Here is a 22,224-nt window from a genome sequence, read left to right on the forward strand (position 1 = left end):
GACACCACCTAGAATTAGTACAATCATTATACATGAAAAAAGCGAAAGCTTCCTCGATTATATCGAGAAAGCTTTCGCTTTTTAAACTGGGAGGACTTTTTCAGTGGCCTCGATTCTCCTCTCTTTTTTTTATGTGGAAAATCCATTGATTTCATTGTACTTTTAACTTCCCTATTAGGGTGAAATCATATAATATAGTACGTAGGTGTAAAGTAAGCAAGGGGGGAGTGGTCTTGGATGATTGAATGGTATTTTGAATATGAAATACATAAAAACCGACCTGGCTTGCTTGGTGACGTTTCTTCGTTAATCGGTATGCTTGGTATTAATATCGTCACAATTAATGGTGTGGATAATGCAAGGCGCGGTCTTTTGCTTATGTGTGATAATCAAGAGCAAATTTCGAGGCTTGAATCAATTTTAAATACGATGGATAATATAACGGTAACGAAATATCGTCCGCCAAAACTCAGGGACAGGCTAGCGGTAAGGCACGGCAGGTACATACAACGAGATGCTGATGATAAGAAAACATTTCGATTTGTACGGGATGAATTAGGGCTACTTGTTGATTTTATGGCAGAACTAATGAAAAAAGAGGGCCATAAACTTATCGGAATAAGAGGAATGCCTCGCGTTGGGAAAACGGAATCTATTGTTGCGGCAAGTGTTTGTGCGAATAAGCGTTGGTTGTTTGTTTCGTCTACCCTTATTAAACAAACGGTACGTAGTCAATTGATTGAAGATGAGTATAGCGACGATAATATTTTTATATTAGATGGAATTGTTTCAACAAAGCGCGCAAATGAAAGACATTGGCAGCTTGTACGTGAAATTATGAGGTTGCCCGCAACAAAAGTTGTAGAACATCCAGATGTATTTGTGAGTCAATCAGAATACACACTTGATGATTTTGATTATATTATTGAATTGCGTAACGATTATGATGAAGAAATTCAATATAACTTAGTAGATGAAATTGAGCAGGGAACGCAAAATAATTTCTCTATGTTTGACTTTTAAAGAAATATTGAGGTGTTAGCAGTGACGGAATTAGGACAAAAGCTGAAGGAAGCAAGAGAGGCAAAAGGCTTGTCTATTGATCAGCTACATGAGATTACAAAAATTCAAAAGCGTTATTTAGTAACAATTGAAGAGGGCGACTACAGTATATTACCGGGAACTTTTTATGTACGTGCATTTATTAAACAATATGCAGATGCTGTTGGATTAAACGGAGAGGAATTGCTTGTAGAATATCAAAGTACAATACCACAATCTGAATCTCATGATGTACCACAAGTATCAACCGGTCAAAAAACACAGGAAACAATACAAAAGGCAACATCGCTTCCCATTGCAGATCATATGCCGAAAATCTTAATTGCATTATTGGTAATTGCGTTAGGAGTAGTGATTTGGTTTGTTTTCCAATGGGTAACTGCAAAAGATGATGGTGCAGTAGCACAAAACAAAAGTGAACAAATTGAAGTGCAAAAAGCAAAGGATTCTCCGTTAGATGAGAAAAAAGATGAAAAAGGGGAAGAACTGAAACAAGAAAAAGCAAATCAGGATGAAACAAAAAAAGAAGAGCAAAAGAAGGCTGAGCAACAAGCGCAGCAACCATCGACAGGGCAAGATGAGATAAAGCTAGTTGGCACAAAAGAGAAAGTATCTACGTATGAAATCAATAATAAGGAATTACAACTAGAAATATCTGCCAAAGGAACGACTTACGTAGATATTAAAGATGAAAATGGTAATGAAATTTATAAAGGGACATTAGAGGCAGGGCAAACTGTTCCACAAAATTTAACAGAGAAAAAAGAAGTGCGATTAAATATCGGTAACGCACTAAATACAGAAGTTAAAGTAAATGGAAAAGTTGTGAATTACGGTTTAAATGCTGAGGAAGCATTGCACCAAAGAATGGTGATTAAAAACTTAGGGGGAGAACAACCTGCACAATAATAGTCATCGCTTCGATGACTTTTTTCAATGAACAAATGTTTGTGACATGATGGAGGAATAGTTGTGAACTTACCAAATAAAATTACGATATCTCGAATCTGCTTAATTCCAATTTTTTTGGTCATTATGATCGCGCCTTTTGACTGGGGTTCATATACAATTGGAAACGTAGATTTACCAATTCAACATTTAATCGGGGCGCTTATTTTTATTATTGCATCAGCTACTGACTGGATTGATGGGCATTTAGCAAGAAAATATAATCTTGTTACAAATTTAGGGAAATTTCTGGACCCATTAGCTGATAAATTGCTTGTTTCAGCGGCGCTTATTACATTAGTTGAAATGCAATATGTACCAGCGTGGATTGTAATTGTTATTATTAGTCGTGAATTTGCGGTTACAGGCTTACGACTTGTATTAGCTGGTACTGGAGAAGTTGTTGCAGCTAATATGTTAGGGAAAATCAAGACGTGGACACAAATTATTGCAATTTCAGCCTATTTATTACATGATGTGCCGTTAAACTTAATCCATATTCCAGTTGCTGATATTTTTATATGGATTGCATTGATTTTTACAGTTATTTCTGGATATGATTACTTTTGGAAAAATAGAGCTGTTTTTGTCAATTCAAAATAGCAGTTTATGGGGGAATCGGAATGAATGCCGAAATTATTGCGGTTGGAACAGAATTATTATTGGGGCAAATTACAAATACAAATGCGAAGTTTTTATCCGAAAAATTAGCTTCTATTGGAATAAATGTGTATTATCATACTGTAGTAGGTGATAATACACGTCGGCTACAAGAGGCTATTCGCACAGCTGAAAAACGTGCAAACATATTGATTTTTACTGGCGGACTCGGACCAACAAAAGATGATTTAACGAAAGAAACCATTGCATCGATTGTTAAGGAAGACCTTGTTTATGATGAAGCGGCACTAACATCAATTCGTGAATATTTTAATCGAACGGGTCGTGAGTTCACAGAGAATAATAAGAAACAAGCACTCGTTTTGAAGGGTTCAACTGTATTTGCAAATAATCACGGTATGGCGCCAGGCATGGGATTACATAAAAATGAAAAAGTGTATATTTTATTGCCAGGTCCACCGAAAGAAATGCAACCAATGTATAATAGCTATGTAGATCCATTCTTGCGCAATGTAACAACTGGTGAACATATTTATTCTCGTGTCCTTCGTTTTTTCGGTATTGGTGAATCGCAGTTAGAAGTAAAAGTACAAGATTTAATTGACAACCAAACGAATCCGACAATTGCACCGCTAGCTTCTGATGGAGAGGTAACGTTGCGATTAACCGCGAAACATCAGAATGTAGAGCAAGCGGAGTTATTAATTCAGCAGGTAGAACATTTAATCTTAGAGAGAGTAGGCGAATTTTTTTACGGCTACAATGAAGATTTCCTTCACCATAAGGCAATTGAGTTATTGAAGAAAAAAGGTTTCACTCTAGCCTGTGCTGAAAGTTTAACAGGCGGTCTTTTTGGCAATCAAGTAACGGAAAATGCTGGTGTGTCTTCTGTTTTTAAAGGTGGCGTAATTTGCTATCACAATGATGTAAAACAGCATATTTTACAAGTTCCTGAAGAGACTTTACAAACGGCAGGTGCGGTGAGTGAAGAATGTGCGCGTTATCTTGCTGAAAATGTAAAATTACTTTTACAATCGGATATTGGAATTAGTTTTACGGGGGTCGCAGGACCGGATGCTTCAGAAAACAAAGAACCTGGAACTGTATTTATCGGTTTAGCAATCAAAGATGAACCGACAATAGTTTTTCCGCTTTGTTTAAGTGGGAGTCGTCAGCAAATTCGTGAACGTACTGTGAAATATGGATTTTATCATTTATACAAAAAGCTAGAAGAGATGTAAGTTTCTTCTAGCTTTTTTATAGTAAAAATGCGTTTTTATAAATTGGAAATAAAAAAATCGAATAAATGTTCGATTTTTGTTGGCAAATTAAAATAAAAATAGGTATAATAAGATTAGCAATTGAGTTAAGGAGGAATTTGAATGAGTGATCGTCAAGCAGCTTTAGATATGGCGTTAAAACAAATAGAGAAGCAATTCGGTAAAGGTTCCATTATGAAAATGGGAGAGCAAGCTGAACGCAAAGTTTCAACAGTACCGAGCGGTTCGTTATCACTTGATGTAGCATTGGGAGTTGGTGGTTATCCACGCGGTCGTATTATTGAAATTTACGGACCTGAAAGCTCAGGGAAAACGACAGTTTCCTTACATGCGATTGCAGAAGTGCAACGTCAAGGTGGGCAAGCAGCATTTATTGATGCGGAGCATGCGATGGATCCTGTATATGCACAGAAATTAGGTGTTAACATCGACGAATTACTATTATCACAGCCTGATACAGGGGAACAAGGGTTAGAAATTGCAGAAGCATTAGTACGAAGTGGTGCAATTGATATTATCGTAATCGACTCTGTAGCTGCCCTTGTACCAAAAGCGGAAATTGAAGGAGAAATGGGTGACTCTCACGTCGGTTTACAAGCACGTTTAATGTCACAAGCACTTCGTAAACTTTCAGGTGCAATTAATAAATCAAAAACAATTGCAATCTTTATTAACCAAATTCGTGAAAAAGTTGGAGTTATGTTCGGGAACCCAGAGACAACTCCAGGTGGTCGTGCATTGAAATTCTATTCAACAATACGTCTTGAAGTACGCCGTGCCGAACAATTAAAGCAAGGTAATGAAATCGTTGGTAATAAAACGAAAGTAAAAGTAGTGAAAAATAAAGTAGCACCGCCATTCCGCGTGGCAGAAGTGGATATTATGTACGGAGAAGGTATTTCAAGAGAAGGCGAAATTTTAGATATGGCTTCTGAATTGGATATCGTTCAGAAAAGCGGTGCTTGGTATGCCTATAATGAAGAGCGCTTAGGACAAGGACGCGAAAATGCAAAACAATTCTTAAAAGAAAATCCAGATATAAGAGATGAAATTGCATTCTTTATTCGTGAGCATCATGGAATTGGTGAAGATTCTGCTCCTGAAAATATGGAAGAAAGCACAACTCTTGATTAAAAAGACACGATTTCGTGTCTTTTTTTTATACATGTAATCGGTATTTTCGAGCTGCATGTAAAATACAACATAATGAGTGGAAGATGGAGAAAGCATCACTGTTTAAAGTTTCATTTTATATGCAGTGCTTTCAGTAGGTGGTATTTCATTATTATATATATTAGATATATAGATTATTTATAACGGTAGTGCTACATTTTCTTTTTGTTTACGGAACATTTGAATGTTAAAGGTAAAGAAAGTAAAAGTAGACAACGCTTGACAACGAAAAATGCGATAGATACAATGAGAATGTATATTTTTTCTTATATACGATACACTCTTCTCAAGAAGAGAAGTAATATTCGGAGTAAGATTTCAATCTTGCCGAAATAATAATATGACATTTTAATTGTGAAATGAAGAAAGTCCCTTAAAAAAGTGGGACGACGGTCTTTGCTGTACGTTGCAATTCGATGTACATGCCGACAGTCTTTTTTCATTCATAGCAAGAGGAGGTGAAATCATGAGTAATACAGTTTGGATACTCATCTCCATTTTGCTTGCAACAGTCGGTGCAGTTGTTGGCTTTTTTGTTCGAAAGTCTATTGCTGAAGCGAAGATTAATGGTGCAGCTAATGAAGCGAAACGTATTTTAGACGATGCGAATCGCGAAGCAGAGGCACTTAAGAAAGAAGCGCTTTTAGAAGCAAAGGATGAAATTCATACACTTCGTACAGAAGCTGAATTAGAAATTCGTGACCGTAGAAGCGAATTACAAAAACAAGAAAATCGTTTAATGCAAAAAGAAGAGAACCTTGATCGTAAAGACGAAACGCTCGATAAACGTGAGCAAATGTTAGAAAAGAAAGAGGAATCTCTTGTGGCGAGACAACAGCAAATTGAAGAGTTGGAAAGCAAAGTGGGAGAGTTAGTTCAAAAGCAACAAACGGAATTAGAGCGCATTTCCAATCTGACACGCGAACAGGCGAAATCAATCATTTTAGGGAAAGTGGAAAACGAACTTTCTCATGAAATTGCCGCGATGGTAAAAGAGAGTGAAGTTCGTGCGAAAGAAGAAGCTGATAAGAAAGCGAAAGAGATTTTATCTTTAGCTATGCAAAGATGTGCAGCTGATCATGTTGCTGAAACAACCGTTTCGGTTGTAAATCTTCCAAATGACGAAATGAAGGGACGTATTATTGGGCGTGAAGGTCGTAATATTCGTACGTTAGAAACCTTAACAGGTATTGACCTTATTATTGATGATACACCTGAGGCGGTAATTTTATCAGGATTTGACCCAATTCGTCGTGAAACAGCTCGTATCGCTCTTGATAAGCTCGTACAGGATGGACGTATTCACCCAGCTCGTATTGAAGAAATGGTTGAAAAATCAAGACGTGAAGTGGATGAATATATTCGTGAAGTAGGAGAACAAACAACATTTGAAGTTGGGATCCACGGATTACACCCAGATTTAATTAAAATTTTGGGTCGCTTGAAATACCGTACAAGTTATGGACAAAACGTGTTGAAGCACTCTATGGAAGTAGCTTACTTAACAGGACTTATGGCAGCAGAACTGGGCGAGGATGAAAAACTAGCAAGACGCGCTGGTTTACTTCATGATATCGGTAAAGCAATCGATCATGAAGTGGAAGGCAGTCACGTTGAAATTGGTGTTGAACTCGCAACGAAATATAAAGAGCACCCTGTTGTTATAAACAGTATCGCCTCTCACCATGGTGATACAGAACCAACTTCTATCATTGCAGTTTTAGTCGCAGCGGCCGATGCATTATCAGCTGCAAGACCAGGAGCTCGTAGTGAAACACTTGAAAACTACATTCGTCGACTTGAGAAGCTAGAGGAAATTTCTGAGTCTTATGAAGGCGTAGAGAAATCTTTTGCAATTCAAGCAGGTCGTGAAGTTCGTATTCTGGTAAAACCAGATACAATCGATGATTTAGAAGCTCATCGTTTAGCGCGTGATATTCGAAAACGTATTGAAAATGAACTAGATTATCCAGGTCATATTAAAGTAACAGTTATTCGTGAAACACGTGCAGTGGAATATGCAAAATAAAGTGGTGAAATACCACTTTATTTTTTTGGTTTGGAATTGGGTAAGATAAAATAAAACTTCCAGTAGTAAGGGGATACCGCTTACAATGTATCGGAAGAACTGTCTATAAAGGTTCGATTGATAGAGGCATATGGAGTAAAGCCTCATGTCAAGTGAGCGAAATAGTTCGAGTACAAAGGGGAATAAAAAGTAGTACATAGAAAGGGTAGTAGACATGAGAATATTATTTGTAGGAGATGTAGTAGGTTCTCCTGGTAGAGGTATGATTCAACAATATGTACCAGCATTAAAGAAAAAGTATACACCGACAGTAACGATTATTAATGGAGAAAACGCAGCGGGTGGTCGCGGTATTACAGAAAAAATATATCGGAATTTTCTAGAGTGTGGTGCGCAAGCTGTTACACTTGGAAATCATGCTTGGGATAATCGCGAGATATTTGAATTTATCGATAAAGCCAAATATTTAGTGAGACCAGCTAACTTTCCAGAAGGAACGCCTGGAAATGGTTTGATTTTTGTCAACTGCAATGGAACAGAAGTAGCGATTATTAATTTACAAGGGCGCACGTTTTTACCACCAATTGATTGTCCATTCCGAAAAGTAGATGAATTGATTGCAATTGCGAAAAAACGTACCAATATTATCTTTATTGATTTCCATGCTGAAACAACGAGTGAAAAACAAGCGCTTGGTTGGTACGTAGACGGTCGTGCAACTGCCGTAGTAGGAACACATACACATGTTCCAACCGCTGATAACCGTATTTTGCCAAGTGGAACAGCGTATATTACGGATGTTGGTATGACAGGTCCGTATGATGGCATTTTAGGTATGGATCGCGAAGCAGTCTTGAAAAAATTCTTAACGAACTTACCTGTTCGCTTTGAAGTAACAAAAGGCAGAACACAACTAAGCGCGGTATTAATTGATGTCGATCCAAATACAGGGAAGGCAAAAAAGATTGAGCGTATATTAATTAATGATGATCAACCGTTTTTTGAATAATCATCAAAAAATTAGAAAAAACATTATATTTTAATTTTTTAGAAAAATTATTAAGAATTTAGCAGGAATACGCTTCATTCCTCGTGAATATAAGTTAAAGTGAAATAATCGCTAATACTTTTATAAGAAACGAGGAGGAAACGAGGAATGGAAATATTAAAAGTTAAAGCAACTTCGGTCCCTAACTCTGTAGCCGGTGCACTTGCTGGGGTGATTCGCGAACGCGGAACAGCAGAAATTCAAGCGATTGGTGCGGGTGCATTGAATCAAGCCGTAAAGGCAGTAGCAATTGCAAGAGGATTTGTAGCACCTAGTGGCTTAGATTTAATTTGCATTCCAGCTTTTACAGATATTATGATTGATGGTGAAGAACGTACAGCGATAAAATTAATTGTAGAACCTCGTTAAGTTTGAACAACCTGTTTGCATGTGTGCAAACAGGTTGTTTTTATGAAAAAAGGGGGGACACGAATTGAAAGTTTTTGACGCGCACTGTGATGTTTTATTTCAATTGTGGAAAGCAAAAGGCAAAAAGGGTTTTCAAAATGACCCGAAGTTACATATTACTTTTGAACAGTTACAACAGAGAAAAGGAAGCATACAATGTTTTGCAATATATGTGCCGGAAACTGTACCATATGAAGAACGTTTTCAAGTTGCCTTAACAATGGTAGATTTATTTTATAATGAAATTTTATCCATGCCATATATAAAGTTTATACAAACAAAAGAGGATATAGACCGGCTGTTAAAACATGAAATTGGAGCTATATTAACATTAGAAGGATGTGAAGTGATCGGGAAAGATATGATGAAATTACGTTTATTTCATCGCTTAGGAGTGCGTTCTGTCGGTTTGACATGGAACTATGCTAATTTATTAGCTGATGGAGCATTAGAAACAAGAAGAGCCGGATTGACTTCGTTTGGAAAAAGAGTTGTACAAGAACTTAATACATTCCGTTTGTGGACAGATGTCTCTCATTTAAATGAAGAAGGATTTTGGGATGTGATGGAAATCGCTGAGTATCCGATTGCATCACATTCGAATTGCTATAAATTTTGTCAGCATCCACGCAATTTAAAAGATGAACAAATACGTGCGCTCATTCAAAAGAACGCTGTTATTGGTATTAATTTTGTTCCGGAATTTTTAGTGAGTCATCAGCCTGCATATATAGACGATATACTGCGTCATATCGAACATATATGTTCGATTGGGGGAGAGAAACATATCGGGTTCGGTTCAGACTTTGATGGTATTACAAACATGGTCGTAGGAATAGAAGCATATCGAAGTTATGAACAGGTAATAAATGAACTTTGTAAACGATATAGTGAAACAAATGTAAAAAGGTTCCTATATGAAAATTTTGTTGATTGTATTTCATTTTAAAGGATTAAAAGTGTTTTATTCTGATAATTGTGAATATTTATGTAAACTGAAAATAAATGATTGATTTTTTTGTATAGTAGGGCTAGAATGGTAGACGAATTAAGATTATGCGAAAGATTCAGGTAAGTCAGAAGAGGTATAATTTGTGTACATTGTAGTTTATTTGTATAAAAAGTGCTAAACTAATACTGTAAAAAAATACACTACAATGAATGCAGCCAAAAGGGGTGTAGGAGATGATTAGTCAACTTTCATGGAAAGTTGGAGGACAACAAGGTGAAGGAATTGAAAGTACAGGAGAAATCTTCTGTATTGCATTAAACCGATTAGGATATTATCTATACGGTTACCGCCACTTCTCATCACGAATTAAAGGCGGTCATACAAATAATAAAATTCGTGTAAGTACAACGGAAGTACGCGCGATATCAGATGACTTAGATATTTTAATTGCATTTGACCAGGAAACAATTGATTTTAATTTCCATGAGCTACGTCCAGGCGGAATCGTTGTTGCGGATGCGAAGTTTAATCCAACAATCCCTGAAAATGCAGATGTAAATCTATATGTGATACCGTTTACAGATATTGCTTCAGAATTAGGTACATCATTGATGAAAAACATGGTTGCTGTCGGAGCATCTAGTGCGATATTGGGATTAGATGAAACAGTTTATTTAGAGGTTGTTGATGAAATCTTCGGCCGCAAAGGAGAGCAAGTTGTTCAAAAGAACATGGAGGCAATTAAGCGCGGCTCTCAATATATGAAAGAATTGCTTGGTGAAAAAGTAAACATGATGCAGCTTGAAAAAGCTGATGGGAAAAAGCGTATGTTTATGATTGGTAATGATGCAATCGCATTTGGAGCATTAGCTGGTGGTGCCCGCTTTATGTCTGCCTATCCAATTACCCCTGCTTCTGAAATTATGGAATACTTAATTAAAAAGCTTCCAAAAGTAGGAGGAACGGTTATTCAAACTGAGGATGAGATAGCTGCTTGTACGATGGCGATTGGTGCGAACTATGCGGGTGTACGTACGCTAACTGCATCTGCGGGGCCAGGTCTATCTCTTATGATGGAAGCAATTGGTTTAGCAGGTATTACAGAAACACCTCTTGTTATTGTAGATACACAGCGCGGTGGTCCAAGTACAGGGTTACCAACAAAACAAGAACAATCAGACTTAATGGCAATGATTTATGGAACACATGGAGAAATCCCAAAAATTGTAATGGCGCCAAGCACGGCAGAAGAAGCGTTTTATGATATTGTAGAAGCATTTAACCTAGCTGAGGAATATCAAGTGCCAGTTATTTTCTTAACAGATTTACAACTTTCTTTAGGAAAACAAACGGTGGAACCACTGAAATTAGAGAAAGTAGAAATCCGCCGCGGTAAGCTTGATTTACAAGCTGAGTTACCAGAGCGTGAAAATAAAGCGTATTTCAAACGTTACGAAGTAACAGAAGACGGTATTTCGCCACGTGTTCTGCCAGGTATGAAAAATGGTGTTCACCATGTAACAGGTGTAGAACATGATGAAACGGGTAAGCCATCTGAATCAGCTTTAAATCGTAAGGAACAAATGGACAAACGTCTTCGTAAAATGAATAACTTGAAGTTCAAGACCCCTGTTTATAAAAATGTTAAGCACGATGATGCAGATGTGCTATTAGTTGGTTTTAACTCAACTCGCGGTGCAATTGAAGAAGCGATGGAGCGTTTAGAACAAGAAGGGCTAAAAGTAAACCATGCTCATGTTCGTTTAATTCATCCGTTCCCAACAGATGAAATGCTTCCATTAGTGAAAGATGCAAAACGTGTTGTAGTGGTAGAAAATAATGCAACTGCTCAGCTTGCTAACATTATGAAAATGAACCTTGGCAATGGTGAGAAGATTTCTAGTCTATTAAAGTATGATGGGAATCCATTCTTACCAAAAGAAATTTACAACGAATGCAAAAAAGGGGTTGTATTAAATGGCAACATTTAAGGATTTTCGTAACAGTGTCAAACCAAACTGGTGCCCAGGTTGCGGAGACTTCTCGGTGCAAGCTGCGATTCAACGTGCGGCAGCAAACGTTGGCTTAAATCCAGATGAATTAGCCGTAATCTCTGGTATTGGTTGTTCCGGTCGTATTTCCGGTTATATTAATTCCTATGGTGTCCACAGTATTCATGGGCGTGCGCTTCCAATTGCGCAAGGAGTGAAAATGGCAAACCGTGATTTAACTGTTATCGCATCTGGTGGTGATGGTGATGGTTTTGCGATTGGAATGGGGCATACAATCCATTCTATTCGTCGTAATATTGACATTACGTATATTGTCATGGATAACCAAATTTATGGATTAACAAAAGGGCAAACTTCACCACGTAGTGAGGTAGGCTTTAAAACGAAAAGTACACCACAAGGTTCAATCGAGCCGGCATTATCTGTTATGGAAATGGCATTAACAGCTGGTGCAACTTTTCTGGCACAAAGCTTTTCAAGCGATTTAAAAGAATTAACACAGCTCATTGAAGCTGGTATTAAGCATAAAGGTTTTTCTTTAATTAATGTATTTAGTCCATGTGTAACGTATAATAAAGTAAATACGTATGATTGGTTTAAAGAAAATTTAACAAAACTAAGTACTGTAGAAGGATATGATCCATCAAATCGCATGCTAGCAATGCAAACATTGATGGAAAACAAAGGTTTAGTAACGGGACTTATTTATCAAAATACAGAACAACCTTCTTATCAAGATCTTGTAAATGGGTATAGTGAACAACCATTAGTACAAGCTGATTTGCAAATGGATCAAAAAATGTTTGATGAGCTTGTTGCTGAATTTATGTGATAAAAGAGAGGCTACCGATTGGTAGCTTCTTTTGCTTTATTTTAAAAGAAGTTTACTTAGAAAGTTCTGAATGATAAAATAATTACAAAATCGTTGTATAAAAAATCACATTCGCTCATGATATAATCTGCTTTCGGAGTGCAGCCTCTTTGTTGTTAAATTTGGCTAAACACATTATACTATGGTAGTGTGTATAGAAATAAAGTAAGCTGCTTTTTAGGACAAGGTGAAAACAACAAAAATGGAAGTCTATTGATAGGAATAAAGATTCCATCGTTATAGGTTAGTGATATAGATAGTTCAAGTTTCAAAGGGGGAGCTATTTACTATATATCCTAGTCCTTGAGATGAATCTAGAATAGGCTACAAGTGTGTAGAGTTTTAAGGTTGAAAGGAGATTACCCATGAACGAGCAACAACGATTAGCAAGTCAACAAGCAAATGCTTCTACGAAGAAGGAAGAAAAAGATTATAGTAAGTACTTTGAACATGTTTATCAGCCACCTTCATTAAAAGATGCGAAAAAACGTGGGAAAGAACAAGTGAAAATCGAGCGTGATTTTGGTCTTCCAGAAGAATTTCGTAATTTTGGGAAAGGAAGAAAGTTTTATATCCGTACGTATGGATGTCAAATGAACGAGCATGATACAGAAGTAATGGCTGGTATTTTTACAACGCTTGGATATGAACCGACATTTACAACAGAAGATGCAGATGTCATTTTATTAAATACTTGTGCGATTCGTGAGAACGCTGAGAATAAGGTGTTCGGAGAACTAGGTCACTTAAAACCATTGAAACAAAAGAATCCAGATCTGTTAATTGGTGTATGTGGTTGTATGTCGCAAGAAGAATCTGTTGTAAACAAAATTATGCAAAAGCATCAACATGTAGATATGGTATTTGGTACGCATAATATTCATCGATTACCGTATATTTTGAAAGATGCAATGTTCTCTAAAGCGACAGTTGTTGAAGTTTGGTCTAAAGAAGGAGACGTAATCGAAAATCTTCCAAAAGTACGTCGCGGTGATATTAAAGCTTGGGTAAACATTATGTATGGATGTGATAAATTCTGTACATATTGTATCGTACCGTATACACGCGGGAAAGAGCGAAGCCGTCGCCCAGAAGATATTATTAAAGAAGTTCGCCATTTAGCAGCAAATGGCTATAAAGAAATTACATTGCTTGGCCAAAACGTAAATGCATACGGAAAAGACTTTGATGATCTAGAATATGGTCTTGGCGATTTAATGGATGAACTTCGTAAGATTGATATTGCACGTATTCGTTTTACAACAAGTCATCCACGTGACTTTGACGATCACTTAATTGAAGTGCTTGGAAAAGGTGGTAACTTAGTAGAGCATATTCACTTACCAGTACAATCTGGTAGCACGGATATGTTGAAGATTATGGCGCGTAAATATACACGTGAGCAGTACTTAGAACTTGTACGTAAAATTAAAAAGACAATTCCTAATGTAGTATTAACAACGGATATTATCGTTGGTTTCCCAAATGAAACAGACGAACAATTTGAAGAAACATTATCTTTATATCGTGAAGTAGAATTTGATAGTGCGTTCACATTTATTTACTCTCCACGTGAAGGTACGCCAGCTGCGAAAATGAAAGACAATATACCAATGGAAGTGAAAAAAGAACGTCTACAGCGTTTGAATGAACTTGTAAATGAATTCTCTGCGAAGAAAAATAAGAAATATGAAGGACAAATTGTTGAAGTATTAGTTGATGGAGAAAGTAAAAATAATCCAGACGTACTTGCAGGCTACACGCGTACGAATAAACTTGTAAACTTCGTTGCACCAAAATCTGTAATCGGTCAGCTTGTAAAAGTAAAAATTACTGAAGCGAAAACTTGGTCTCTAAACGGGGAATTAGTTGAGGAGCCGATTGAGGTGAAATAATGAAAGTCTATACAAAGGATGAAATTGTTGAGCAAGCGAAAGAGTTAGCAAAAATGATTTCTGAAACAGAAGAAGTAGATTTCTTCAAGCGCGCAGAAGCGCAAATTCATAAAAATGAAAATGTAAAACGTATAATTGATGAAATAAAAGCATTGCAAAAACAAGCTGTAAACTTGCAACATTATGGAAAATGGGAAGCTTTGAAAAAAGTAGAAGCAGAGATTGATGCTCTTCACGATCGGTTAGATGGTATCCCTGTTGTACAGGAATTCAAATCTTCACAAACATATGTAAATGATTTACTACAGCTTGTAGCGAGTACAATTTCTAATAAAGTAACAGATGAAATTTTAATTTCAACTGGCGGTGATGTACTGAAAGGTGAAACCGGTGCAGAAATAGAAAGTAAAAAAGGAAATTGCGGTTGTTAAAAGAGATGCCCGAGTGGCATCTCTTTTTATTTGCAGAAAGTTGGATGTAATGAAGTTAATAAGAAGATAACGAATAAGACTAGCCCAAGTTATAGTAGTAGATTCAAAAAAAGAATGACACATTCCGCGATTGTCCCGCATATGATTAAATGAATAGCGATTGAGGAGGGTTCCGAATGTCCGAATTCAGAGAGATTATTACAAAGGCAGTAGTTGGAAAAGGACGTAAGTATACAAAATCGACTCATACATGTGAATCAAATCATGAACCGACAAGTATTCTCGGATGTTGGGTAATAAATCACACATATGAAGCGAGAAAAAATGGGAAAATCGTAGAAATTGAAGGGTATTATGATGTGAATACATGGTACTCATTTGCTGAAAATACGAAGACAGAAGTCGTAACAGAACGAATCAATTATACAGATGAAGTAAATGTTGGATATCGGGATAAAAACTTTTCTGGGGAAGATTCCGAAATTATTGCTCGTGTCATTCAACATCCAAATTGTTTAGAAGCAATCATTTCGCCAAATGGTAACAAAATTGTTGTAACGGTAGAACGTGAATTTGTTACAGAAGTAGTCGGAGAGACGAAAGTTTGTGTAAGTATAAATCCAAATGGATGTCAAGAAGATGATAGTGAATTTGAGATTAGCGATGACGAATTTGAAGAATTAGATCCCAATTTTATTGTTGACGCAGAGGAAGAATAATGGAAAGCTAGGGAGGTCGTTCTTCCTAGCTTTTTACGTATGAAAGTTATAGGGACATGATTCCTCATTAAAATATGCTATAATGAAGAAAGACTCCTAAAAGAGGAGATAATATGGGCCGTGAAGTGCGGCATATGGAGATATAGCACATTTTTGATAAAATATGGAGGAAACAAATGGCGCAGTATACACCAATGATACAGCAATATTTAAAGGTCAAGGCAGACTATAAAGATGCCTTTTTATTTTTTAGATTAGGTGATTTTTATGAAATGTTTTTTGAAGATGCGGTTAAAGCAGCTCATGAACTAGAAATTACTTTGACAAGTCGTGATGGCGGCAGCAGTGAGCGGATTCCCATGTGTGGTGTCCCGTACCATGCAGCGCAAAACTATATTGAGCAGCTCATTGAAAAAGGGTACAAGGTTGCGATTTGCGAGCAGGTAGAAGATCCAAAAACGGCAAAAGGGGTCGTTCGACGCGAAGTTGTCCAATTAATTACACCAGGGACGATGATGGAAGGGCGTACAATTGATGAAAAAGAAAATAACTTTTTAGCAGCATTGACGCGTTTTGAGGATGGCTCATATGCATTAGCTTGTAATGATTTAACAACTGGACAAAATACAGTAACTTTATTAACAGGTTCTGTAGAAGATGTTTTATTAGAAGTGTATGCAACGGGTTCAAAAGAAATTGTTGTAGATTCAACATTTTCACAAGATGAATTAAATAAGTTAACTGAAACGTTAAAAATGACAGTTTCATATGAAGAGGAAACGAAAATTCCAGAAGGATTAGAACCTCTTGTTAAAAAAGTAACGCAAACAAAGTTAGTGACAGCAGTCGGACGGTTATTCAACTATGTACTTCGAACACAAAAACGATCATTAGATCATTTGCAGCCGGTAGAGATTTATTATACAAATCAGTTTATGAAAATTGATGTACATTCCAAGCGTAATTTAGAGTTAACAGAAACATTGCGAACAAAAGAGAAGACAGGTTCTTTACTATGGCTGTTGGATAAAACAAAAACAGCTATGGGCGGTCGTATGTTGAAACAGTGGATGGAGCGTCCGCTTATTCAAAAAGAAAAAATTGAAGAGCGTTTAGAAATGGTTGAAACATTTGTAAATGACTATTTCTTACGTGAAGATTTAAAGGAAAAATTAAAAGAAGTATATGATTTAGAGCGTTTAGCAGGTAAAGTTGCTTACGGTAGTGTAAACGCACGGGATTTACTTCAATTAAAACGTTCCTTACAACAAGTACCAGCTATTTTAGAAGCGATTAGCTTATTGGACAACTCTTACGCTGCCAAGTTAATTGAAGGGGCAGATCCTTGTGAAGCCCTAACAAAACTACTAGATAGAAGTATTCAAGAAAATCCACCTCTTTCTGTGAAAGATGGAGATATCATTAAGGATGGTTATAATGAGAAGCTTGATGAATACCGTTATATAAGTAAAAACGGTAAGACGTGGATTGCAGAGCTTGAAAAACGCGAACGTGAAATAACGGGAATTAAATCGCTGAAAATTGGGTACAACCGTATTTTCGGCTACTATATTGAAGTTACAAAAGCAAATCTTTCTTTACTTCCAGAAGGGCGTTATGAGCGAAAGCAAACATTGGCGAATGCAGAACGTTTTATTACAGACGAATTAAAAGAAAAAGAAACATTAATTTTAGAAGCTGAAGAAAAGATTGTTCAGTTAGAATATGATCTATTTACTGCACTTCGCGAAGAAGTGAAAGTATTTATTCCAAAATTACAGCATCTAGCAAAAGTAATTAGTGAATTAGATGTATTACAAAGCTTTGCGACAGTGAGTGAAGAAGAACAATTTGTAAAACCTGTTCTAACTAATAAACGCGAAATCTTTATAAAAGATGGGCGTCATCCTGTTGTTGAAAAAGTATTAGATGGCAAGCTCTATGTTCCAAATGATTGTATGATGCCAGAAAATATGGATGTCTTTTTAATTACGGGTCCAAACATGTCAGGTAAAAGTACGTATATGCGTCAATTGGCTCTTGTGACGATTATGGCGCAAATCGGTTGTTTTGTACCGGCAACAGAAGCTATATTACCAGTCTTTGATCAAATCTTTACAAGAATTGGTGCAGCGGACGATTTAATTTCCGGCCAAAGTACATTTATGGTTGAAATGCTAGAAGCAAAAAATGCGATTGCAAATGCATCGGAAAGAAGTTTAATTTTATTTGATGAAATTGGCCGCGGTACTTCCACATATGATGGCATGGCGCTTGCACAAGCAATTATTGAACATATTCATGACCAAATTGGTGCAAAAACATTATTCTCTACGCACTATCATGAATTAACAGTGTTAGAAGAAAGTTTGACTCATTTAAAAAATGTACATGTTTCCGCTATTGAAGAAGACGGAAAAGTTGTCTTCTTGCATAAAATTCAAGAAGGTGCAGCGGATAAAAGTTACGGGATTCATGTTGCCCAACTTGCAGAACTTCCAGATAGCTTAATCGCTCGCGCCAAAGAAGTGTTGGCTCAGCTAGAAGGACAAGAAGAAATTACAATTCCAAAACGCACGGAAGTAAAAGAACAGCCGGAACGTATGCAACAACCGGTAATAGAAGAACAACCAGTTATAAAAGAAGTAGCAGAGGTGCAACAAGAGAGCGAAGAAATCGTAGAAGAATCGCAGCTTTCATTCTTTGAAACTGAAGAACGAACGGAAAAACAAGAAAAACCTGTACTTGATGCTAAGGAAACAGCTGTGTTAGCACAAATTAAAAAAATTGATTTGCTTGATATGACGCCTTTAGAAGCATTAAATGAACTGTATCGCTTACAGAAGAAATTAAAGAAAGGATGAGTAAGTAGATGGGGAAAATTCGCAAACTCGATGAACAACTCTCCAACTTAATTGCAGCTGGGGAAGTAGTAGAGCGTCCTGCTTCTGTCGTGAAAGAACTTGTGGAAAATTCCATCGATGCGAATAGTACATCTATTGAAATCCACTTGGAAGAAGCTGGGTTATCAAAAATTCGCATTATTGATAATGGAGACGGTATTGCTGAAGAAGACTGCATTGTCGCATTTGAACGCCATGCGACAAGTAAAATAAAAGATGAAAATGATTTGTTTCGCATAAGAACGCTCGGTTTCCGAGGAGAGGCATTACCGAGTATCGCATCTGTTAGTGAATTAGAGTTAGTTACAAGCACAGGAGACGCACCGGGTACACATCTTATTATTAAAGGTGGAGAGATTATAAAACAGGAGAAAACCGCGAGCCGTAAAGGAACGGATATTACGGTTCAAAACTTGTTTTTTAACACACCAGCACGTCTTAAATATATGAAAACTATTCATACAGAGCTCGGAAATATTACAGATATTGTGTATCGCATTGCCATGTCTCATCCAGAAGTGTCATTGAAATTATTCCATAATACGAAAAAATTACTTCACACATCTGGAAATGGTGATGTGAGACAAGTACTAGCAGCGATTTACAGTATTCAAGTTGCGAAAAAATTGATTCCAATTGAAGCGGAGTCGTTAGATTTTACCATTCGCGGATATGTAACATTGCCAGAGGTAACGAGAGCTTCTCGCAATTATATGTCAACAATTGTTAATGGCCGTTACGTGCGAAACTATGTATTAATGAAAGCGATCCAGCAAGGATATCATACATTGCTTCCAGTTGGTCGCTATCCGATTGGTTTCTTATCCATTGAGATGGATCCAATGTTAGTGGATGTTAACGTTCATCCGGCAAAACTGGAAGTGCGTTTTAGTAAAGAACAAGAACTTCTGCAATTCATTGAACAAACATTACAAGATGCCTTTAAAAAAGTCCAGCTTATTCCAGATGCCGGCGTAACAACGAAGAAAAAAACAAAAGATGAGAGTGTTCAAGAACAATTTCATTTTGAACATACAAAACCAAAAGAACCATCTATGCCTAATATCGTTTTACCGACTGGAATGGATGAAGCGCAAGAAGAGGAAAGCGCAGAAAAACCATCAGTAGCGCCGCAATTATGGCAACAGCCAAAACAAGAATGGCAACCGCCACAATCCCTTGTAAGAGAAGAAGAGAGTTGGCAATCAACTTCGAAACCGCTCATTGAAGAAAAGGCGGCTCATAACGAACAAGAATGGGATCATCATGAAGAAGAATTTGAATTAGAAGAATTGGATGAATTGCAGAATATCGAAGAAATTGAAATGAACGGGAATGATTTACCGCCTCTTTATCCAATTGGACAGATGCATGGAACGTACATCTTTGCTCAAAACGATAAAGGGCTATATATGATTGACCAACATGCGGCACAAGAACGAATTAACTATGAATATTTCCGCGATAAAGTAGGACAAGTGACACAAGAAGTTCAAGAATTGCTTGTCCCATATCGTATTGATTTATCATTAAACGAATTTTTACGTGTCGAAGAACAACTAGAAGAATTGAAAAAGGTAGGATTATTCCTAGAGCAATTCGGCCATCAATCTTTTATCGTTCGCTCGCACCCAATATGGTTTCCAAAAGGGAAAGAAACGGAAATCATTGATGAAATGATGCAACAAGTTGTGAAACTGAAAAAAGTAGACATAAAAAAATTGCGTGAAGAAGCAGCCATTATGATGAGCTGTAAAGCATCCATTAAAGCAAATCAATATTTAACAAACGATCAAATCTTCGCACTTTTAGAAGAACTACGCACAACAAGCAACCCTTACACATGCCCGCACGGTAGACCGATTATTATACATCATTCGACCTATGAACTGGAGAAAATGTTTAAGCGGGTGATGTAGGTAGATTGTGTAGGAATAAAAATTAACTTTACTGAGTTAAAAATGAATGTTGTATAATATAACATTAGATTGTTATTTTGATAAAATATTAGATTCAACTATATAAACTTAATGTTAATTTATAAAAAACAAGGTGCAGTTATACCTTGTTTTTTATTGTTGTTTGGATACATCTCGATTGATAGTATTCAATAAGCCATATAATTGCAGAATAATATTTAATTAAATTAAATATGTCAAAGAAGAATAAAAGATCATAAGAGGGAAGTGAAATTAATATTACTTTTAATGAAGTTATTATAGTTAAGGAGGATATTACTTCGGCTAGTGAAAAATATGAAATAATAAGGATTGGTACATTTTACGGTGAAAGAAAACCAGTATTAATAAAAACTACCAAAAGAGATGATATAGCTTTTATGTTTAAAGTAAGATAATAATGAAATTGTTGCAAGAGTTCTGGTTACTCACAACTCTTACAATTTTAATTTCAAAACATTTTTAGCAACACTCTACACAACGAGGGTTTAATTTCCGACTATTTCTTCGTCTCTCGAATAGATTAATCACCTTATTTTTATTGGAGTTATTTGAAACTAACTTCAAAACTTTTGCTTGTGTTCTTTCTTTTTCTTGTTTTTGTTTCGCAAACATTAAGAACTCATATTCATTGATCAATGTGATCCCATCCCCTCTTAAAAAGATAAAGCCGATTTAAGTTAATAATAATTGCAAATAGGTGTTATGAATTTTTATCTTCTTTTAATAAGGAAATACTTTTTGTGAAGTATGGAATGGCATGGTTAAAATCGCGGATATGTGCGTAATACTTACCGTGGATCCAATTTAAAATTCCTATAGCATACTTATTTACATCTGGGTGGTTAAAATAGTCTTTTTGTTCAATGAAGACTTTCACCTTATCCCATAGGTTTGCGGTAGTGTGATTTTCTGCCGCTTTAATATCTTTCTTTATTTGAGATATAGTTGATTCTTTATTTTCACGACTACGATTTGATTCTGTTTTGTGCTGAGAGATTGGTAGTAAGAACGTCTCATTATCCCAAGAGCATTGCTTGTCATCTCGGATTCTCGCATACTAATCTAAGTTCTTTTGGTTCAGGAAAGAGAATAAATACATTCATGCGAACACTTTTGAGTATTATCAGTCAACCGGCTCATATAGGTATGTTGCCTACCTTGTATAGCGTAACATCATCAATGGTAAAGGGGGGCAATATATTAGTCCAGATGGAAAAGGTGGTAAAAAAGACTATTCTAAGAGTGATGAGAGTATCGAAAAATTATATGATTCTCGCATGTCAAACAAGTTATGAGATGTTTCTGAAGCTTTAATAGACGTTATCCTTTCAGTTTGATAGATGTTTTTTTATTCAGAGAGAAGCAATGAGTTGTTGGTGCCAGGCAAGGGAGTGGAATGAGACTACTGCGCCATAACTACTGACAAGTGCTTTATCGAAAGTCTGGCATTCCTTAATATGAATTAAATGAATAACTGTTTCCTTAACGTATAGGGAATCGGTTGTGTCTAAATTATTTCTAATCGTACAATTTTCTTTTTTGATGTGATGATTCCTATAACGAAAGCAACAAATGCCGAAAGAGTTTTGCGTCATAACGTCGTTGTTTTCGTTTCAAAATGTATGAATAGTTACTAAAATAAATATGTGTAACAAGAATTTTTTGTGATTCAGCCATAAAGATGAATATGTAACAGGATAGGAGATGATAAAATGATACAGAGAATAATCCGGTTAGGGATTATTGTATTATTGTTATTTTCAACGATAATTAATATGTTTATTCCAACGGTCATGGCTGAAGATAGAAACAAGGTTGTTTTAGATAATCATGCGTAAGCCGTTCTATCTAAAACATGTGGGAATCCAATTCGAACTGTTAATGGTAGCTTTGAAATTCCGCGAATAGATA

The 22,224-nt window shown here is 36.4% G+C and carries 18 protein-coding genes; all 18 read left to right on the forward strand.

The genetic code is table 11. The annotated features are described in order from the left end of the window. Nucleotides 1-237 precede the first annotated feature (237 nt). The 18 genes from MR059_RS18130 to MR059_RS21870 all read left to right on the forward strand — a co-directional run bounded on the left by MR059_RS18130 (nt 238) and on the right by MR059_RS21870 (nt 22,151). The gene (locus tag MR059_RS18130; RefSeq protein WP_012094875.1) at nt 238-1,023 is read left to right on the forward strand and encodes a DUF3388 domain-containing protein; all 786 of its coding nucleotides are present in this window, start codon (nt 238-240) and stop codon (nt 1,021-1,023) included. 21 nt (nt 1,024-1,044) lie between these two features. Then, nucleotides 1,045-1,971 carry a helix-turn-helix domain-containing protein gene (locus MR059_RS18135; protein ID WP_012094874.1) on the forward strand — a complete coding sequence of 309 codons (927 nt, stop codon included), beginning with the start codon at nt 1,045-1,047 and terminating at the stop codon, nt 1,969-1,971. 63 nt (nt 1,972-2,034) lie between these two features. Next, a complete protein-coding gene (pgsA, locus tag MR059_RS18140) occupies nt 2,035-2,613 on the forward strand; it encodes a CDP-diacylglycerol--glycerol-3-phosphate 3-phosphatidyltransferase (protein ID WP_012094873.1) in 579 nt (192 codons plus the stop codon). A 20-nt stretch (nt 2,614-2,633) separates the two neighbouring features. Continuing rightward, on the forward strand, nt 2,634-3,872 hold the full coding sequence (locus MR059_RS18145; protein WP_012094872.1) for a competence/damage-inducible protein A: 1,239 nt from the start codon (nt 2,634-2,636) through the stop codon (nt 3,870-3,872). 141 nt (nt 3,873-4,013) lie between these two features. Beyond that, entirely contained in the window at nt 4,014-5,045 is a 1,032-nt protein-coding gene (recA, locus tag MR059_RS18150) for a recombinase RecA (RefSeq protein WP_012094871.1), read from the forward strand. Between the two features lie 505 nt (nt 5,046-5,550). Next, a complete protein-coding gene (gene rny / locus MR059_RS18155) occupies nt 5,551-7,113 on the forward strand; it encodes a ribonuclease Y (RefSeq protein WP_012094870.1) in 1,563 nt (520 codons plus the stop codon). A 214-nt stretch (nt 7,114-7,327) separates the two neighbouring features. Further along, nucleotides 7,328-8,122 (forward strand): TIGR00282 family metallophosphoesterase, encoded by a 795-nt coding sequence (locus tag MR059_RS18160; protein WP_012094869.1) that lies wholly within the window; start codon nt 7,328-7,330, stop codon nt 8,120-8,122. 147 nt (nt 8,123-8,269) lie between these two features. Then, on the forward strand, nt 8,270-8,530 hold the full coding sequence (gene spoVS, locus MR059_RS18165; protein WP_000404341.1) for a stage V sporulation protein SpoVS: 261 nt from the start codon (nt 8,270-8,272) through the stop codon (nt 8,528-8,530). Nucleotides 8,531-8,594: 64 nt separating this feature from the next. Then, the gene (locus MR059_RS18170; RefSeq protein ID WP_012094862.1) at nt 8,595-9,518 is read left to right on the forward strand and encodes a dipeptidase; all 924 of its coding nucleotides are present in this window, start codon (nt 8,595-8,597) and stop codon (nt 9,516-9,518) included. Nucleotides 9,519-9,754: 236 nt separating this feature from the next. Further along, on the forward strand, nt 9,755-11,512 hold the full coding sequence (locus MR059_RS18175) for a 2-oxoacid:acceptor oxidoreductase subunit alpha (RefSeq protein ID WP_242161926.1): 1,758 nt from the start codon (nt 9,755-9,757) through the stop codon (nt 11,510-11,512). After that, a complete protein-coding gene (locus MR059_RS18180; protein WP_012094860.1) occupies nt 11,499-12,365 on the forward strand; it encodes a 2-oxoacid:ferredoxin oxidoreductase subunit beta in 867 nt (288 codons plus the stop codon). Before MR059_RS18175 ends, MR059_RS18180 begins: the two co-directional genes overlap by 14 nt. A gap of 404 nt (nt 12,366-12,769) precedes the next feature. After that, nucleotides 12,770-14,299 carry a tRNA (N6-isopentenyl adenosine(37)-C2)-methylthiotransferase MiaB gene (gene miaB, locus MR059_RS18185; protein WP_012094859.1) on the forward strand — a complete coding sequence of 510 codons (1,530 nt, stop codon included), beginning with the start codon at nt 12,770-12,772 and terminating at the stop codon, nt 14,297-14,299. Then, nucleotides 14,299-14,730, forward strand: coding sequence for a YlbF/YmcA family competence regulator (locus MR059_RS18190; protein WP_012094858.1), 432 nt, complete (start codon nt 14,299-14,301; stop codon nt 14,728-14,730). The genes miaB and MR059_RS18190 overlap by 1 nt, the downstream gene beginning before the upstream one ends. A gap of 176 nt (nt 14,731-14,906) precedes the next feature. After that, nucleotides 14,907-15,449: an outer spore coat protein CotE gene (gene cotE / locus MR059_RS18195; protein WP_012094857.1), complete on the forward strand. Its 543-nt coding sequence runs from the start codon at nt 14,907-14,909 to the stop codon at nt 15,447-15,449. A 176-nt stretch (nt 15,450-15,625) separates the two neighbouring features. Further along, nucleotides 15,626-18,313 (forward strand): DNA mismatch repair protein MutS, encoded by a 2,688-nt coding sequence (mutS, locus tag MR059_RS18200; RefSeq protein WP_242161927.1) that lies wholly within the window; start codon nt 15,626-15,628, stop codon nt 18,311-18,313. An 8-nt stretch (nt 18,314-18,321) separates the two neighbouring features. Next, nucleotides 18,322-20,271 (forward strand): DNA mismatch repair endonuclease MutL, encoded by a 1,950-nt coding sequence (mutL, locus tag MR059_RS18205; RefSeq protein ID WP_012094855.1) that lies wholly within the window; start codon nt 18,322-18,324, stop codon nt 20,269-20,271. A gap of 278 nt (nt 20,272-20,549) precedes the next feature. Next, nucleotides 20,550-20,708 (forward strand): SunI/YnzG family protein, encoded by a 159-nt coding sequence (locus MR059_RS22515; protein WP_420950783.1) that lies wholly within the window; start codon nt 20,550-20,552, stop codon nt 20,706-20,708. Nucleotides 20,709-22,025: 1,317 nt separating this feature from the next. Next, nucleotides 22,026-22,151, forward strand: coding sequence for a hypothetical protein (locus MR059_RS21870; protein ID WP_277927694.1), 126 nt, complete (start codon nt 22,026-22,028; stop codon nt 22,149-22,151). Nucleotides 22,152-22,224 lie beyond the last annotated feature (73 nt).

Origin of the sequence: Bacillus cereus group sp. BfR-BA-01522, from assembly GCF_022662635.1 — a bacterium.
Classification (GTDB): Bacteria; Bacillota; Bacilli; order Bacillales; family Bacillaceae_G; genus Bacillus_A; species Bacillus_A cytotoxicus.